This window comes from Gottfriedia sp. OAE603 (assembly GCF_040543965.1).
GTDB lineage: Bacteria > Bacillota > Bacilli > Bacillales > Bacillaceae_G > Gottfriedia > Gottfriedia solisilvae.
This window is the reverse complement of record NZ_JBEUNN010000001.1, coordinates 674,510-690,389: the sequence shown is the minus strand read 5'-3', so window position 1 is coordinate 690,389 and position 15,880 is coordinate 674,510. Positions and strand designations below refer to the sequence as shown.

General features: G+C 34.2%; 17 protein-coding genes and 2 riboswitches. Of the genes, 8 read left to right on the top strand and 9 right to left on the bottom strand.

The window, feature by feature from the left end; all coding sequences use genetic code 11:
• Positions 1-41 precede the first annotated feature (41 nt).
• Positions 42-263, top strand: coding sequence for a hypothetical protein (locus ABID96_RS03475; protein WP_192600834.1), 222 nt, complete (start codon positions 42-44; stop codon positions 261-263).
• Between the two features lie 539 nt (positions 264-802).
• The gene (locus ABID96_RS03470) at positions 803-928 is read left to right on the top strand and encodes a YjcZ family sporulation protein (RefSeq protein WP_087999644.1); all 126 of its coding nucleotides are present in this window, start codon (positions 803-805) and stop codon (positions 926-928) included.
• A 67-nt stretch (positions 929-995) separates the two neighbouring features.
• Here the strand turns inward: ABID96_RS03470 and ABID96_RS03465 are convergent, their stop codons facing one another.
• From ABID96_RS03465 to thiC, 3 genes are all read right to left on the bottom strand, one after another.
• Complete coding sequence (locus ABID96_RS03465; RefSeq protein ID WP_192600832.1) at positions 996-1,535, bottom strand: DoxX family membrane protein; 540 nt, start codon at positions 1,533-1,535, stop codon at positions 996-998.
• 323 nt (positions 1,536-1,858) lie between these two features.
• Positions 1,859-2,029 (bottom strand): hypothetical protein, encoded by a 171-nt coding sequence (locus ABID96_RS03460; RefSeq protein WP_192600831.1) that lies wholly within the window; start codon positions 2,027-2,029, stop codon positions 1,859-1,861.
• A gap of 19 nt (positions 2,030-2,048) precedes the next feature.
• Positions 2,049-3,824: a phosphomethylpyrimidine synthase ThiC gene (gene thiC / locus ABID96_RS03455; RefSeq protein WP_192601997.1), complete on the bottom strand. Its 1,776-nt coding sequence runs from the start codon at positions 3,822-3,824 to the stop codon at positions 2,049-2,051.
• Positions 3,825-3,956: 132 nt separating this feature from the next.
• Positions 3,957-4,072: riboswitch (TPP riboswitch) on the bottom strand.
• A gap of 256 nt (positions 4,073-4,328) precedes the next feature.
• Positions 4,329-4,438, top strand: a riboswitch (TPP riboswitch).
• 118 nt (positions 4,439-4,556) lie between these two features.
• On the opposite strand from thiC, the gene ABID96_RS03450 reads away from it, so the two are divergent.
• The 5 genes from ABID96_RS03450 to ABID96_RS03430 are packed head-to-tail and all read left to right on the top strand — an operon-like array spanning position 4,557 to position 8,254.
• Entirely contained in the window at positions 4,557-5,159 is a 603-nt protein-coding gene (locus ABID96_RS03450) for a thiamine phosphate synthase (protein ID WP_192600830.1), read from the top strand.
• A complete protein-coding gene (gene thiO / locus ABID96_RS03445; protein WP_192600829.1) occupies positions 5,156-6,247 on the top strand; it encodes a glycine oxidase ThiO in 1,092 nt (363 codons plus the stop codon). The genes ABID96_RS03450 and thiO overlap by 4 nt, the downstream gene beginning before the upstream one ends.
• Before the next feature lie 23 nt (positions 6,248-6,270).
• A complete protein-coding gene (gene thiS, locus ABID96_RS03440; RefSeq protein ID WP_192600828.1) occupies positions 6,271-6,474 on the top strand; it encodes a sulfur carrier protein ThiS in 204 nt (67 codons plus the stop codon).
• Positions 6,475-6,476: 2 nt separating this feature from the next.
• Complete coding sequence (locus tag ABID96_RS03435) at positions 6,477-7,244, top strand: thiazole synthase (RefSeq protein ID WP_192601996.1); 768 nt, start codon at positions 6,477-6,479, stop codon at positions 7,242-7,244.
• Positions 7,241-8,254, top strand: coding sequence for a ThiF family adenylyltransferase (locus ABID96_RS03430; RefSeq protein WP_192600827.1), 1,014 nt, complete (start codon positions 7,241-7,243; stop codon positions 8,252-8,254). Before ABID96_RS03435 ends, ABID96_RS03430 begins: the two co-directional genes overlap by 4 nt.
• A gap of 45 nt (positions 8,255-8,299) precedes the next feature.
• On the opposite strand, the gene ABID96_RS03425 is transcribed toward ABID96_RS03430, so the two are convergent.
• The 4 genes from ABID96_RS03425 to ABID96_RS03410 all read right to left on the bottom strand — a co-directional run bounded on the left by ABID96_RS03425 (position 8,300) and on the right by ABID96_RS03410 (position 12,130).
• Positions 8,300-9,115: a hypothetical protein gene (locus ABID96_RS03425; protein WP_192600826.1), complete on the bottom strand. Its 816-nt coding sequence runs from the start codon at positions 9,113-9,115 to the stop codon at positions 8,300-8,302.
• A 94-nt stretch (positions 9,116-9,209) separates the two neighbouring features.
• Positions 9,210-9,410, bottom strand: a complete 201-nt coding sequence (locus ABID96_RS03420) for a cation transporter (RefSeq protein WP_192600825.1) — start codon at positions 9,408-9,410, stop codon at positions 9,210-9,212.
• 14 nt (positions 9,411-9,424) lie between these two features.
• Positions 9,425-11,815 (bottom strand): heavy metal translocating P-type ATPase, encoded by a 2,391-nt coding sequence (locus tag ABID96_RS03415; RefSeq protein WP_192600824.1) that lies wholly within the window; start codon positions 11,813-11,815, stop codon positions 9,425-9,427.
• Positions 11,816-11,830: 15 nt separating this feature from the next.
• Positions 11,831-12,130 carry a metal-sensing transcriptional repressor gene (locus ABID96_RS03410; protein WP_087999636.1) on the bottom strand — a complete coding sequence of 100 codons (300 nt, stop codon included), beginning with the start codon at positions 12,128-12,130 and terminating at the stop codon, positions 11,831-11,833.
• A 116-nt stretch (positions 12,131-12,246) separates the two neighbouring features.
• On the opposite strand from ABID96_RS03410, the gene ABID96_RS03405 reads away from it, so the two are divergent.
• Entirely contained in the window at positions 12,247-12,795 is a 549-nt protein-coding gene (locus ABID96_RS03405) for a hypothetical protein (RefSeq protein ID WP_192600823.1), read from the top strand.
• Between the two features lie 75 nt (positions 12,796-12,870).
• Here ABID96_RS03405 and ABID96_RS03400 read toward each other — a convergent pair whose 3' ends face one another.
• Both ABID96_RS03400 and ABID96_RS03395 read right to left on the bottom strand, forming a co-directional pair.
• Complete coding sequence (locus ABID96_RS03400; protein ID WP_377896629.1) at positions 12,871-14,043, bottom strand: murein hydrolase activator EnvC family protein; 1,173 nt, start codon at positions 14,041-14,043, stop codon at positions 12,871-12,873.
• Between the two features lie 174 nt (positions 14,044-14,217).
• Positions 14,218-15,879 (bottom strand): acyl-CoA dehydrogenase family protein, encoded by a 1,662-nt coding sequence (locus ABID96_RS03395; protein WP_192600821.1) that lies wholly within the window; start codon positions 15,877-15,879, stop codon positions 14,218-14,220.
• Between the last annotated feature and the right edge of the window lies 1 nt (position 15,880).

Sequence of the window (15,880 nt, the reverse complement as noted above, 5' to 3'; positions counted from 1 at the left end):
GAATGAAAATATATGCCAATCAAATGTAGGAGTGAATTGAAATGAGTTATATTATAGGAATTTTGGTTATTTCAATCAGTATTTTAATGATCTATCAATTGACCAAAAAGAATGTATCTTCCTCTAGTCAATTCGGAGTGTATGATCATACCAATTCTGGCAAAATCCCTGAGCATATTGATCAAATACCAATCGTAGAAACAAAACATGAAATACCATACGAGGAAACACCACAATCTACAAATAATTTTGAATCAACGTGAAGGATGAAGAGCAGGAGTTGATGACATGTTCCCCTTAAAAAATTACTATGAATCTTTTATTAAAAAAGACATCATTGGCCTGAAAAGAGAAGTTGCTTTAAAACGTTTGAGTAATTTAACTTGCATGTCAAAAGATTAGCAAAGATACAGTTGATGTTGTACATATTCGCTATTTTACTTGTACTGAAACACTTCAGCCTACTGATACATATTTAGGAACAATAGCGGTTAAATTCGCTAACGGATATGTTATAGATTCAGCAATTTCAACACCAAAAGAAACTAATAATGGGATACCTTTTATATAAGTTTTAGATTCACAAAACATTAGTGACTGCATAAAATGCAGTCTATTTTTTTCGCAAACATTTCTTATTTATTATTGGGTTAAAGCCTATTTAGTGTATAGACTAGTTCCATAGTTATCAAAAAAACATACGATACATTATCCACCTCTCCTAATTGTAATATTGCTACATTCCCCTTACAGGGAAGTTTTTGAAAGCCCCTAAAAATTTAGAGTGAAGGAGGTTTAACGAATGGGTAGTGAATATGGACATCATAACAGCTTTGCTCTGATTGTTGTATTATTCATCCTATTGATCATTGTTGGAGCAGCTTGTTTCGCAGGTGATCATTTTGGAGGCGGCTATGGCGCTTGGTAATAACTAAAAACTATAAAACCTCTTGAAAATATTCAAGAGGTTTTTTATTTACATTTTTTAAAAAAATTTAAGCGTTCAAAACTTCTGATTGTTGATAATTTCTTTCCACCACAATCTTTTGTCTTTTAGCATGAATATATTTCTCAAATCCTATGTAACGATCTAAACTTAATACATAACTACGGTCTAAAGAAAGTAAAATTGCAAAAGCACTGGTATAAAGTGTAAGACTGATTAAGTTCATATTGCCTGAAAGAATAAAATTAATATGCATGAAAAGACAAATCAGTATTGAAGGAAGTAGCATTAAACCTACGATCAATAAAATACCGATTATAATTTGTACAACTGGAATCGTGTAATTAAAAAACATATAATGCTTTAAAGCAAAGTGTTGAATGAAATACTTATAAAATACTGGGACATTAGGCTTTTCAAGTGCCATTATAAAATAATTTTTAATAAAGACGCCAGGTTCGCTATACCAATTTTTTTCTGAAATTTTTGTGATACCAGCAAATAACCATCCTACTCCAAAAAGAATTCTCATCAGTGTAAATAAAGCTTGAAATACCTTTTCTTTTAATTGATGCATCATATTTTCCATTAATTAATCTCCATTTCTTTTGCCTAGAAAAAGAATCCTCTTGGTCTTCATCTAAATATCATGTTGTTACTATCTGGTAAATTTTTAGAGTATATAAGTCGTCTTATTTGCCACCTCATTTATTGAAAACGATTATCAATAACGTTAAAATATTAACAATAATGATAATCATTGTCAATTAGTTTTTTGTGCTTACTTTCTCATTTTCATATATTTTATTTTTCATATTGAATGACTTAACGTTCTGTTAGGTCGTTAATAAAAATAAACCTCCAAAAATGGAGGTTTATTTTTGCAAACTAAGTATAGGTTATTTGTTAAGCTTACCAATATAGACTTTCAATATAGTGGCACTTTGTACATACCTGTATATAATCGTTCTTTTGAAATTCATGTTCACAAATTTTTTGGATATTTATTAATTCTTTTTTCAGTTGATTCACTTCGAATTCTAGCTCTTTTAATTGTTTTGCTATTTGGTTCACCCGGTTCATTCGAGGCTCCCCCATTCAATCATTGGTATATTTCCCCACCATTTTTTCTAAATTGATCAGCCTTTTCTTTTAGACCCTCATCAATCGCTAACTCAAAATCCTTTTCATTTACTAAATCCCTAATATCTTGAGAAATTCTCATACTACAAAACTTTGGACCGCACATCGAACAAAAATGGGCTGTTTTTGCACCCTCAGCAGGTAAGGTTTCATCATGATATTCCATCGCTCTTTCTGGATCCAGTGATAGGTTAAATTGATCTCTCCATCTAAATTCAAATCTTGCTTTTGACAGTGCATCATCTCGTTTTTGAGCTCCTGGATGCCCCTTTGCTAGATCCGCTGCATGTGCTGCGATTTTATAAGTAATGACTCCTACTCTAACGTCTTCTTTATTCGGCAATCCAAGATGTTCCTTTGGTGTTACATAACATAGCATTGCTGTGCCAAACCAGCCAATCATTGCAGCACCTATTGCAGAAGTAATATGATCATAGCCAGGTGCGATATCCGTCGTAAGTGGTCCAAGCGTGTAAAAAGGAGCTTCATTACAAATCTCTAATTGTTTATCCATATTTTCTTTAATTAAATGCATTGGTACATGACCTGGTCCTTCAATCATTACTTGGACATCATGCTTCCAAGCTATTTTCGTTAGCTCCCCAAGTGTTTCTAATTCAGCAAACTGAGCGTCATCATTTGCATCTGCAATGGAACCGGGTCTTAATCCATCACCAAGTGAAAATGTAACATCATATCGTTTCATAATCTCACATATTTCTTCAAAATGAGTATATAAAAAATTTTCTTTATGATGTGCAAGACACCACTGTGCCATAATTGATCCACCTCTAGAAACGATACCTGTTACACGTTTTGCTGTTAACGGTATATAGCGTAAAAGTACACCAGCATGAATTGTAAAATAGTCGACACCTTGCTCCGCTTGTTCGATTAATGTATCTCTAAATACTTCCCATGATAAGTCTTCAGCAATTCCATTCACTTTTTCTAGTGCCTGATATATTGGTACTGTTCCAACGGGTACTGGTGAATTTCTAATAATCCATTCACGAGTCGTGTGAATATTTTTTCCGGTAGACAGATCCATCATAGTATCTGCTCCCCAACGTGTTGCCCAAGTCATTTTTTCAACCTCTTCTTCAATCGAGGAAGTGACAGCTGAGTTACCAATATTGGCATTGATTTTCACATGAAAATTACGACCAATAATCATTGGCTCACTCTCTGGATGATTTATATTTGAAGGAATAACTGCTCTCCCTCTCGCTACTTCAGATCTGACAAATTCAGGAGTAACATGCTCCCTAATTGCGATAAATTCCATTTCTGGCGTAATCAAACCTTGTCGTGCATAATGTAACTGCGTAATATTTGCACCATCTTTTGCTCGTAATGGTTTTCTATCTAGTCCTTGGAAGACCTCTATATTTTTCTGTACAACCTCACTTTTAAAGCCATTATCTTCCGGCTTTACTTTCCGACCTTCATACTCGATTACATCTTCACGCTCAATAATCCATTTTCCTCTTATAGACTTAAGTCCTTTACGAATATCAACTGTTTCGCTTTCATCGGTATAAGGACCACTTGTATCATAAACACGTACAGGAGCGTTTTCCTCTTCCCCAAATGATCCAGTTGTAGGACTTAATTTGATTTCACGCATTGGAACCAACAAGTCAGGTCTTGATCCTTCTACATATACTTTTTTACTTCCCGAAAAGCTAGACATGATTGAAAAATTCATTTCATTTACAGAATTGTTCATTATGATTTCCCCTTTTTAATGTGATTAAAAAGAACAAAATCCAATCCACGATAAGCATGAAAAAAAGCCGTATCTTAAAAATATAAGACCCGGCTAATGGTTAGTTTGACTACAATAGTGATAAATGATCACTACTGTAATAAACGCTAACTTCCCCACGCTGGTATGAACCAGATCAGGTCCTGAGGGTTAAGAAACTTAAAGCGCGTTTCTCTCTCAGCCCAACTAATTGGACACCCCTAGTCAAACTATTCATTTGTACAGACTTAATATAAACCTATGAAGCAATCTTGTAAATCATTTTATTTACCTAAAATTTTACAGGATTGGATGAAAATTCATATCTATACCTGGAAACATTCACTATTTTCACATAAAAAAATTATTTTTTATTATATCTTTAAGTGTCTATTTTGCTAACTTTTGACATAATATTTACAAACTATCATTTTTTTAATCTTGAATTATTTTATTTTTATGCTATGCTAAATTTAATTTTCATAGTGTATTCATCACTAGGGGATCCCTTGATAAGGGCTGAGAATAAAGTAGTTACTTTTAAACCCTCATAACCTGAACAGGTTCGTACCTGCGTAGGAAAGTGGCGCAATGTCTTTTTATGCGTTTATTTGTGTATCTTACAAACCACTTTCCAGTTTTAGGAAAGTGGTTTTTCTTGTTTTAAAACGAAATTTACAATACATACACCCTATTTTTCAAAAAGGAGGAGCAAATTTGAAGCTAATTGCAGTAACGAATAATATGTATTCTGTTCATGAACTTGCTTCAAAGATTATTCAAATACATGATGTTGTTGATTTAGTTCATATACGAGAAAAATCTAAATGCAGCTCGGAATTACATACCCTATTAAATCTTTTAAGGCATAACAAAGTTCCTATGAACAAGATCGTCATGAATGACAGATTAGATATAGCTTTACTTACCAATCTAATAAACATTCATTTGCCAACTCACGGGCATCCGGTCAAGTTAGTGAAAGAACAATATCCAACAATGAACGTCGGTCGCTCAGTCCATTCAGTAGCAGAGGCTATTCAAGCTGAGAAGGATCTGGCCAATTATGTCATTTATGGACATTGCTTTAACACAAATTGCAAAAAAGGTTTACGTCCAAATGGAATTGATCAGTTAACTGAGATGAAAAAAGTTCTTACAATTCCAGTTTACGCAATTGGTGGGATAGCTCCTGATCATCTTCCTATACTAAAAGAGTGTCAGGTAGATGGAATTGCAGTCATGTCGGGTATTTTTTCTTCTGAAAACTCGCGTGATGCTGCTCTAAAATATATGGAGAGGTGCACTAGTAATCTATGAAACAACATTTTGATGTAATCGTAATTGGTGGTGGAATCATTGGATGCTCCATCGCTTATTACTTAGCAAAAGAAAAAATAGACGTTGCCATACTCGAAGCACAAACGATTGGTTCGAAATCAACTAGCGCTGCAGCAGGCATGCTCGGAGCTCATTCTGAGTGCAATGATTCAGAGATTTTCTTACCTTTTGCAAGAAGCAGTCAACTAGCTTATTTTGAACTGAATGAAGAGCTTAAGAGACTAAGTCATATCGACATTGAGCTGAAAAAAGGTGGGATTTTTAAACTTGCTTATAATGACGATGATAAAATCCAATTAGCTTCCCTTCTTTCTCAATCAACGGTCAAGTGGTATGAACCAACTGAAATTCAAAGGAAAATACCTAATATAACAACAGATATAATTGGAGCAGCATATATAGAAGATGATGTAAGTGTCCTACCCATTTCTGTTTGTATGGCTTTTTGCAAAAGTGCACAAGTGCTCGGAGCTACAATACACGAAAATACTTGTGTTTTAGACATTCAAAAAATTGAAAATACATTTATGATTCATTTTACAAATGGAAAATTTACAGCTGATAATATCGTCATTGCAAATGGGGTTTGGAGCACTTCTTTTTTCAAGCAGCTCGGATTAAATAATCGTCTTATCCCAGTTAAGGGAGAATGTCTATCGGTTACAAGTGAACATTTGACGTTGGAGCACACAATTTTCCATGATCATAACTATATTGTTCCTAGAAACAACGGAAAACTTGTTATTGGTGCAACGATGGTTCATAACGAATGGGATGAAAAACCAACCCTACTAGGTATTGAATCATTAATTGAAACTGCCAAAAAGATGCTACCTGATATGACCAAGATGACCATTGAATCATTTTGGGGAGGTTTAAGACCACAAACCATTGACCAAAAACCATATATCGGAAAACACCCTGATGATGACAATATATTTTTTGCAACTGGACACTTTCGCAATGGCATTCTTCTTGCTCCTGAAACGGGCAAAATGATTCGAGATTTTATTCTTAAAAGAAAGATTAGAACTGAGTGGGTAGAAGCGTTTAAAGTGAATCGATAATTTTAAGGCGAGGTGTAAAACGTTTGATCATCCAATTAAATGGCAAAAGTATTCAGCTAGCTGAAAATATTTTCACAGTAAAAGATTTACTTCTTTCTTATCAACTAGAAAATAGAATCGTTGTAGTAGAAGTGAATAAAGAAATATTGTATCGAGAACTGTACGGTACTACAGCTCTTTCAAACGGAGATATTGTAGAATTAATACATTTTGTAGGAGGAGGTTAATGATGTTAACAATTGGAAAACATTCATTTCATTCAAGATTATTTCTAGGTACAGGCAAATACCCTTCTTTTGATATTCAAAAAAAGGCTATTGAGGCATCTGAAACGGAAGTATTAACATTTGCTGTTAGGAGAATGAATATATTTGAGGAATCTCAGCCAAACTTTCTTGAACAATTAGATTTAACGAAATATAAGCTTCTTCCAAATACCGCAGGGGCAAAAACAGCTGAAGAAGCCGTTAGAATCGCCAAACTGGCAAAAGCTTCAGGGCTATGTGACATGGTAAAGGTTGAAGTAATTGGTTGCGACAAGTCGCTCTTACCGGATCCAATAGAAACGTTAAAAGCCTCTGAAATGTTACTTTCAGAAGGATTTATCGTATTACCCTATACATCCGATGATGTCGTTTTAGCAAGAAGACTTGAAGAACTTGGAGTCCATGCAATCATGCCTGGCGCATCACCAATAGGGTCTGGAAAAGGTATTTTAAATCCTTTAAATTTGAAGTTTATTATTGAACAATCGTCCGTTCCTGTTATTATTGACGCTGGAATTGGTTCACCTAAAGATGCAGCGTTTGCTATGGAATTAGGTGCGGATGGCGTGTTACTAAATACTGCTGTTTCTGATGCTGCTGATCCAGTAAAGATGGCTATTGCAATGAAAATGGCTATTGAAGCAGGTAAGCTTGGTTTCGAGGCTGGAAGAATTCGTGAAAAAAATTATGGGGTGGCAAGTAGTCCGATTACAGGGTTGGTGAGTTCTTGATTGGCCGATATATGAAGCAGCAATTATTTTTAGGGAATGACGGACAAGATAAAATACAACATGCAAGTGTACTTGTGATTGGAGCAGGAGCACTCGGCTCATCAATAGCAGAAATGCTAGTGCGTGCAGGCATTGGAGAACTGACGATTGTCGATCGTGATTATGTTGAATGGAGTAATTTGCAAAGACAACAGTTATATTCAGAAGAAGATGCTAAAAATAAATTACCGAAAGCAATTGCAGCAAAAAATAGATTATTAGAATTAAATAGTAGCATAAACATTAACAGTTTTATTACAGACATCAATGCTAAAAACATTGAGGAGTTTGTTAATGAGAAAACTATTTTAATTGATGCAACTGATAATTTTGAAACTAGAATGATTGTAAATGATGCAGCTATAAAATTTGGTGTTCCATTTATTTTTGGTGCATGCGTGGCTAGCTATGGCCTCACATTTACAATCATTCCTGGAAAAACACCATGTTTAAACTGTTTATTAGAGCATATACCCAGTTTACAAGATACATGTGATACTGTTGGTGTCATTAGCCCCATCGTTCAAATTATTACTGCTTTTCAAGTTACATCTGCTTTAAAGCTCATCACTGGTACAAAAGTATTACCACTATTGCAATCTTATGATGTTTGGAAAAATGAAAAAGCTGACATAAACATTGAAAAGTTAAAACATAAAAATTGTCCTACATGCGGTGATTTGCCTATTTTTCCGTACTTACAAAGCGACTCAGAAATGAAAACAGATATATTATGTGGTAGGGATGCAATTCAATTAAGAAATATGTCCTCTCTTTCACTTTCGCTTGAGGAATTATCGAAAAAATTAATAAAAGATGTGAATGACTTAATTGTGAATCCTTATTTACTTTCTTGTTCGTTTGAGGATTATAGAATTGTATTATTTAAAGATGGTAGAGCAATTATTCATGGGACAAATCAACCTTCACAGGCAAAGTCTATTTATAAGAAAATAGTAAACTTCCAATAGGGATCATAAAAAGAAGAAGCTAATATGATAGCTTCTTCTAAGAATTTATTTTACTTTTACAGTAAAATCGACTGTAAACTTTTGTCCGTTTTGTTGGAATTGCCCCCATATTTTATACATGCCGCTTTTTGGGAAACTTGTCATAAATTTTGCTTCTGGTCCTGTTGAATCCTCATTCATTGGATGAACATGTAAGTAGTTTTTTGTATCTTCACTAATAGCAACCACATGTCCAATTGCACCTAAGTAAGGTTGTAAATTTCTAATCGGTTTTTTTGATTTTTCATCCTTAATAGTAAAGGATAAAGTGATATCTTTATTTGTCGTTAACTCATCTGTTTTAAATGAGATTTCTTTGCCAGCAACTACTTTTGTTTGGTGCTGGTCTTCCTTTAGAACCACCGGATTTCGTTCACTACCTAATACTTGAATCGTTTTTGTTTTGACTGTTTTAGCAGAGTCTTTAGGCACAAAATCTGCATATAATGTATATTTTCCACCTGATGGAAAGTTTGGTGTAATAGTAAATAATCCATCTCCTTTATACTCTGGGTGGATATGGTCAAAATAAGATAAATCCTTACTTACAACGATTAAATGCATTAACTTTTCATGTTCGACTTCAAAATCCTTGATTGTTTTACCTTCTGAATCTTTAACTTTAATAGCTAGTTCTGAATTCTCTCCACTTTTTGGATTTTGATTGAATGTAAAACTTACTTTAGTCTGCTTTTCTTTTTCTTTTTCTTTCTTTTCATGATTCATTCCATGATGATTCGATTCCGTATGATGTCCATTGGTTCCGCATCCGCTTAAACCGATCAATGTGATTGTACTAAGTATTAACATTAATTTTTTCATTGAAATACTCTCCCTATAAGTATATTCTCTATTAACATCATTCTCTTCTAATTACAGCCAAACAAAAAGCGAACCTTAGTCCGCCTTTGTTTTTTTATATGATATCGTATCCTTGATCTTCAATTGCTTCTTTCACTTTTTCTACTGTTTCTGTATCTACATGTTTGAATGATACTTCTTTATTTTCTAAACTAACAATTATATTGTTTGTGTCTGATACACTTTCTACAGCCTTAGTAACCGCAGCCTTACAGTGTCCACAAGTCATTCCATTTACTTTTAAAATTGTTTCCATTTGATATTTCCTCCTTAAATTTTTACCCTTTTTAATCGTAGTGAATTTATGACAACTGATACTGAGCTAAATGCCATTGCAGCACCTGCTACCCATGGTTCAAGTAATCCCATAGCTGCAATTGGTATACCCAAGCTATTATAAAATAGAGCCCAGAATAAGTTTTGTCGTATATTATGCATTGTTTTCTTACTTAGTGAAATCGCCTTAGGAATATGAGATAGATCTCCACCAACAAGTGTGACATCCGCTGTTTCAATGGCAACATCTGCACCAGTTCCAATTGCCATTCCTATATCAGCTTTCGCAAGTGCAGGAGCATCATTAATTCCATCTCCAACCATTGCAACGACTTTACCTTGTTTTTGAAGTGTCTCTACTATTTCTGCTTTCTTTTCTGGTAACACTTCTGCATAAACGTTCTCGATTCCAACAGTATCTGCAATTGCTTTTGCAGTTCGAGCGTTATCACCGGTTACCATATACACTTCAATGTTTTGACTCTTTAATGATTGAATGGCCACTTTTGAAGAATCCTTAATTGTATCTGCAACTGCAACAATTCCTTCAAGTTCACCGTTAATTGCAACAATCATACTAGTCTTACCCGAGGCTTCGAATTGAATTAGCTGTTCTTCAATGGAAGATGTAATTATATTCTTTTCCTGCATTAATTTACGTGTACCAATAGCAATTGAGGAATCTTCTACTATTGCCTCTACACCGTACCCTGGAATTGCAACGAAATCTTTAACTTCTTTTAATTTCAAATCTTGTTGCTTAGCATAATCAACGATTGCTTGAGCCAATGGATGCTCTGACATTTTTTCCACACTCGCAACCAGACTCAACAAATCATCTCGTTGATGAAGACTGATCACATCCGTTACTTCTGGTTTCCCTTTTGTAACCGTACCAGTTTTATCAAGAATGACTGCACCTATTTTTTGAGTGGTTTCTAAATATTCTCCACCTTTATATAAAATACCGTGTTCCGCACCTTTTCCACTTCCTACCATAATAGAAGTAGGTGTTGCTAACCCAAGTGCACAAGGGCAAGCTATCACTAAAACTGCAATTGAAGCTTCAATTGCTTTCGGTAAATTTTGAGGATCAATCATGAAAAACCAAATCAGAAACGTTACGGTCGCAATGATTATGACAATTGGAACAAATATATTTGAAATCTGGTCTGCTAGTCGTTGAATTGGCGCTTTTGAACCTTGAGCCTCTTCAACGATCCTCACGATATTTGCTAATGCAGTATCTTTCCCAACCTTCTCAGCTTCTATCGTCAAGAAACCATTTCCATTTACAGTTGCACCAACTACTTTATCGCCTTTCTTTTTATCAACCGGCAGGGATTCCCCGGTAATCATCGATTCGTCTATTGTAGACATTCCAGAAAGAATCATACCATCTACGGGTATCTTTTCTCCTGGTTTCACAAGAAGATGATCTCCAACTTTGACATCTTCAAATGATACTTTTACTTCTTCACCATCTTTTAAAATAGTGGCTTCCTTGGCTTGTAACTCCAATAATTTCGAAATGGCCTCAGTTGTTCTCCCCTTCGCAATATGCTCAAAATATTTACCGAGCAAAACTAGTGTGATCAGTACCGCACTTGTTTCGAAATAAAGATGAGGCATATACGAAGAATCTGATAATGTCTTAAGTGTCTCCACTAAACTATAAAAATAAGCAGCAGAAGTACCAAGTACAACAAGCACATCCATATTCGCACTTTTATTCCGTAAAGCCCGATATGCTCCTTCGTAGAAATGCCAACCAATGATAAACTGAACTGGAGTTGCAAGTATCAATTGAAACCAAGGATTCATTAATAAATGTGGCATCCAAATATTAGTTGAAATTGGTAAATGTGTAACCATTGAGTACAACAAAGGTAGCGATAGAATAATTGAAAACATTAATTGTAATAATTTTTTTTTCGTTGCATGATTTCCTTTATTTACATCCTCATTTTTTACAGTGGCACTATAACCAATGTGATGGATTTTATCTATAATTGATTGAAGTGAACGAACTTCGGGTAAATAGTCAATGGTCGCAGTATTCATCGCTAAGTTTACGTTAATTTTTGTAATACCTTCCATTTTTCCGATTACCTTTTCAATTCGTGCAGAACATGCAGCGCATGTCATACCTTCAATATCAAGTGTTGCATGTTCAAGAGCAACCTCGTAGCCGATGTTATGAATTTTATCTATTATATCCGTAGTTTGATACTTCTGATCGTACATAATAGTCGCTTTTTCTAAAGCAAGATTTACGTTTGCTTCAACGCCATCCATTCGGTTTAAACTTTTTTCGATTCGGGTTGCACATGCAGCACAGGTCATTCCTTCAATACCGAGTGTTAACTGCCTTGCTTCACTCATATATATCAGACCCCTTTATTTTACGTAGCGTTTAATAACCTCCATTAATTCAGTTACGGATGCTTCTCCATTGTTTTCTTTCACTGCTTTTACCATACAATGATTAGCATGTCTCTCAATTAATGAAAAGCTTACTTTTTTCATTGCAGCTTCGATCGCCATTATTTGAGTTAATATATCTATACAATAACGGTCTTCCTCGACCATTTTTTGAATACCTCGTACTTGACCTTCGATTCTGCGAAGACGTTTCATTAAATTTTCAATTTCCTCTTCACTTCTAGGTACCATAGAATCGTCATGACAATTTTCCATTTTATCACCTCACTCATATTATATACTCATAGGGGGTATAGGTGTCAATTTTTTATTCTATTTATTTTTAGTTGTCCATATGATGATACAAAGAGACTAATTAGGTGGTGTTAAATATGTTGACGGGTTGGATCTGCATATGCGTATCAGTTCTCATATCCTTTCTATCTATTTATAATCGTCCAACTAAGGATGATCGAATGAATCAAATGATGTTTACAATGATGATTAGTATGACAATTGGGTTATCCATTGGTGTATTGATTACTCTCACGATGCCTCAACAATTTTTCTATTCACTTTTACTTTCAATGGGGCTTTCAGCATCAATTGGTTTATTTATTGGACTGCGACTTAACTTTCTTGCATTGTTAGAAGGAATATTTACAGGGATGATGTCGGGTATGATGGGGAGTATGATGGTCTCTATGCTTTCAATAACAGAAGCAAAAACACTATTGTTAATTTGTTTATTACTTGTCACATGTACTTCTATTTTTTGTTCAATCATGTTCTTAAGCGATCAATTTCCAAAGCTTTTATCCTCATTCTTTCCAGCTATTTTTATTTCTAGCCTGTTGATTATTTTTACTGTTTACTATTCCTTTTCACATGATGAAAGTAATTTCATTTCAAGTGATATTCATAATCCACACTCTCAATAAATGAAAAAAAGCATCCATACTGGATGCCTTTTTTCATCAAAGAATTTATATAAATATTGAAATTAATTGATTGCTTTAAAAATGAATGTATTTTGCTGGATCTACTGCATTTGATTTCGCTTGATTCCATTGTCCTTCATGTAATTCAAAGTGTAGATGCTGACCAAATGATTTACCTGTGTTTCCCATTGTTCCAATTGCTTGGCCTTTAGAAATACTTTGACCAGATGACACTTTAAAACTACTCATGTGGGCATATACAGAAGTAAATACTTTTCCATCAATATTATGCGTAATAAATACAACATTTCCATAACTAGATGATTTGTATGCACGTATCACCACTCCATCTGCTACTGAGACGATTGGCACATTGCCTTTTTTGACAATATCGACTCCTGAGTGTTCTTCGTTATCAAATGAACGGTATCCAAAACCAGAAGATACATAACCATCTGCAGGTCGCATAAATTCACCACTTGAATGAGAATTTTTTGAAGCAGATTTTATTGCTTTTTCTTGTTCTGCTAAAAGTTCTTCCTGTTCTTCTAAACTTAGTACATCATGTTCTTTTTCATGAATTTCAGATTTCAGTTTTTCTAGTATAGCCTTCATTTGAATTTCTTGATTCACAAGAGTACGATTTAGATTTTGAAGCATTTCTTTATCGTTCTCTAATTTTGTTTGCGAAATATATAAATCTTTTTCTTTTTGTTCAACTTTTTTCAAATCATTTTGTTGGTCAACTAAAATATCTTGATCTGAATCCATAAATTTCGCTATTGTATTGATACCTTGAAATAACTCTCCAATATTAGATGCACCAAATAAGATATCAAAGTACTTCTTATTTCCACCCGATTTTTGAAGTGTTCTCAACCGATTATCTATAATGACATGACGTTGATCTAAACGATTTTGAAGATTCATGATTTCATCTTGCATAATCGCAATTTCTTTTTTACCTTTTACTAATTCTATTTCTTTTTCTCTCATCACTTCTTTGGCATGTTCAATGGAAGTATTGATAGAATCTAAAGAGTTTACTAAAACTTCTTGTTTATTCCTTAATTGTTCAATCTCATTTTTCACTTTTTGAGTTTGTTCTTGAACTTTTATCCTTTTATCTTGAATTCTATTAACCTCTGTACTTTTATTACTTGAAGCAAATGCACCATTAGGCAGTAAAGCAAATGACAAACTACTTGCAATTGCTACTAGTGCAAACTTATTCACAATTCGTTTCATCTTCTTCTCCCTAAGTCTTGACATATACTTATACATGTTAACTCAGGAATGTAACGTTGCCATGCCAATTAGACAACATTCATATTACAACTCTTTTACAAGACCTTTTCTATGCAACGAAAAAAAACAGGAGACCACTAGATGGGTTTCCTGTTTTCGTATCCTTTCAAATACTTATTTCTTAATAGTCATTTTGTTATTTACGATTTCATTATAATATTTTAAAGTAAACGGCTCTCTGATCAATTCATCTCTTTGATAACGTTCTTGAACAATCACCTTTGCAATATACACTTTACGAGTATTTCTATTTGCATCCTCAATTGCGATCGCTGATTCTAGTAAATCAGCCATTTTGTTCGCAATTTTTTTGGCATAAAAAGTTTGCGTATTCAGATCTATTGTTAAAGCATAATTTACTACTTCTTTTAAGTCATTTAGTTTCTGAATGACTAACTCTTTTTCATCTGCTAAAGATTCCGATGTGTCTACTAATTTTGATTCAATAAATGATATAAAGATTGGAAAAACGTTTTTCTTAAGTAATCGAAGAACCTCTAAGCCTAAAATATTGGCAGAGCCTTCCCAAACGGTCAATACTTGAGCATCTCTTAATAAACGTGGTGTAACAAAGTCTTCAATGTATCCATTTCCTCCGTGCATTTCAATTGCTTCATGAGAAAAATGAATTGCTTCTTCAGCTGTACGCATTTTTAAAATTGCAATTAGCAAACGAACTAGGGCTTGTTCTTCATTTGTTCCATTTTCTTTACCAATGACACGATCGTATAAAGCAATTAAATCAAAAACTGCACTTGTTTGTACTTCTTGGATCGTTGCAAGCTTCGATAAGGTTTCTTGAATCATTGGATAATTTGTTAACACCTGTCCAAACGCAGGTCTATTTTCTGCATATTGTTTTGCTTCAGTATAAGCTCTTCTCATGATGCCAACGGATGCTACAGCATTGCAGATTCTAGATAAATTTAATGCTTCCATCATATAATAAAAGCCCCTACTTGCATCCCCAATTAAAAAGGCTTTCGCCCCATCAAATTCTACCTCACCAGAAGGTACAGCTCTCACACCTAATTTATCTTTTAAACGACGAATGGTTAATCCATTATTTGTGCCATCCTCGTTTTTCCAAGGTACTAAAAATAAACTTAAACCTTTACTCCCAGAAGGTGCACCTTCAATTCTCGCAAGGATCGTTGTTACTCCACATTGCCCTGCATTACTAGCAAAATATTTTTCTCCGTAAATTCGATAATGTTCATCTTCCTTTATCGCCTTTACAACGTTTGCACCTACATCAGAACCCCCCTGTCGCTCGGTTAAAAAAGTTGCTCCCTCGTATAATTCCGTCTCGCCAGTAGATAGTAAATGTGGTAAGTATTTTTCCTTCAAGGCTTCATCTGCATATCGTTCTACTAAAAATGCTGCAGCCATTGATAATGTCACAGGGCAATAGAAACCTGCTTCAGTTTGCGATAATAAGTAACCTTGTGAAAATGAGTAAATATAATTTCCTTTTATCCCTAATTCAGGTATTGGTTTGTGAAGATAACCTACAATTCCTTTATAATAAGTATCTTTAACTGTTTGTTTATAACCTTCATTTACCCACACATGAGAAATATCATTTCCGTATGCATCATATTTAATCAAACGCGGCTGCCCTTCGCGGTCTGTGTGAATTGCTCGTTTATCAAATTCATTTGCACATAGTCTCCCGAATTCAAACAATTCATTATTTGCCCAGTTAAAAAACTCTTTATCTAAATGTTTTTTTAATAGCTCATGTAAATGAAGATCTTCTTCATAAAAGTTCATT

What these genes read in the sequence shown, in the direction of transcription:
- ABID96_RS03475 (WP_192600834.1), top strand. Translation starts at nt 42, where the DNA reads ATGAGTTATATTATAGGAATTTTGGTTATTTCAATCAGTATTTTAATG.
- ABID96_RS03470 (WP_087999644.1), top strand. Translation starts at nt 803, where the DNA reads ATGGGTAGTGAATATGGACATCATAACAGCTTTGCTCTGATTGTTGTA.
- ABID96_RS03465 (WP_192600832.1), bottom strand. Translation starts at nt 1,535, where the DNA reads ATGGAAAATATGATGCATCAATTAAAAGAAAAGGTATTTCAAGCTTTA.
- ABID96_RS03460 (WP_192600831.1), bottom strand. Translation starts at nt 2,029, where the DNA reads ATGAACCGGGTGAACCAAATAGCAAAACAATTAAAAGAGCTAGAATTC.
- thiO (WP_192600829.1), top strand. Translation starts at nt 5,156, where the DNA reads ATGAAACAACATTTTGATGTAATCGTAATTGGTGGTGGAATCATTGGA.
- ABID96_RS03435 (WP_192601996.1), top strand. Translation starts at nt 6,477, where the DNA reads ATGTTAACAATTGGAAAACATTCATTTCATTCAAGATTATTTCTAGGT.
- ABID96_RS03425 (WP_192600826.1), bottom strand. Translation starts at nt 9,115, where the DNA reads ATGAAAAAATTAATGTTAATACTTAGTACAATCACATTGATCGGTTTA.
- ABID96_RS03420 (WP_192600825.1), bottom strand. Translation starts at nt 9,410, where the DNA reads ATGGAAACAATTTTAAAAGTAAATGGAATGACTTGTGGACACTGTAAG.
- ABID96_RS03415 (WP_192600824.1), bottom strand. Translation starts at nt 11,815, where the DNA reads ATGAGTGAAGCAAGGCAGTTAACACTCGGTATTGAAGGAATGACCTGT.
- ABID96_RS03410 (WP_087999636.1), bottom strand. Translation starts at nt 12,130, where the DNA reads ATGGAAAATTGTCATGACGATTCTATGGTACCTAGAAGTGAAGAGGAA.
- ABID96_RS03405 (WP_192600823.1), top strand. Translation starts at nt 12,247, where the DNA reads ATGTTGACGGGTTGGATCTGCATATGCGTATCAGTTCTCATATCCTTT.
- ABID96_RS03400 (WP_377896629.1), bottom strand. Translation starts at nt 14,043, where the DNA reads ATGAAACGAATTGTGAATAAGTTTGCACTAGTAGCAATTGCAAGTAGT.
- ABID96_RS03395 (WP_192600821.1), bottom strand. Translation starts at nt 15,879, where the DNA reads ATGAACTTTTATGAAGAAGATCTTCATTTACATGAGCTATTAAAAAAA.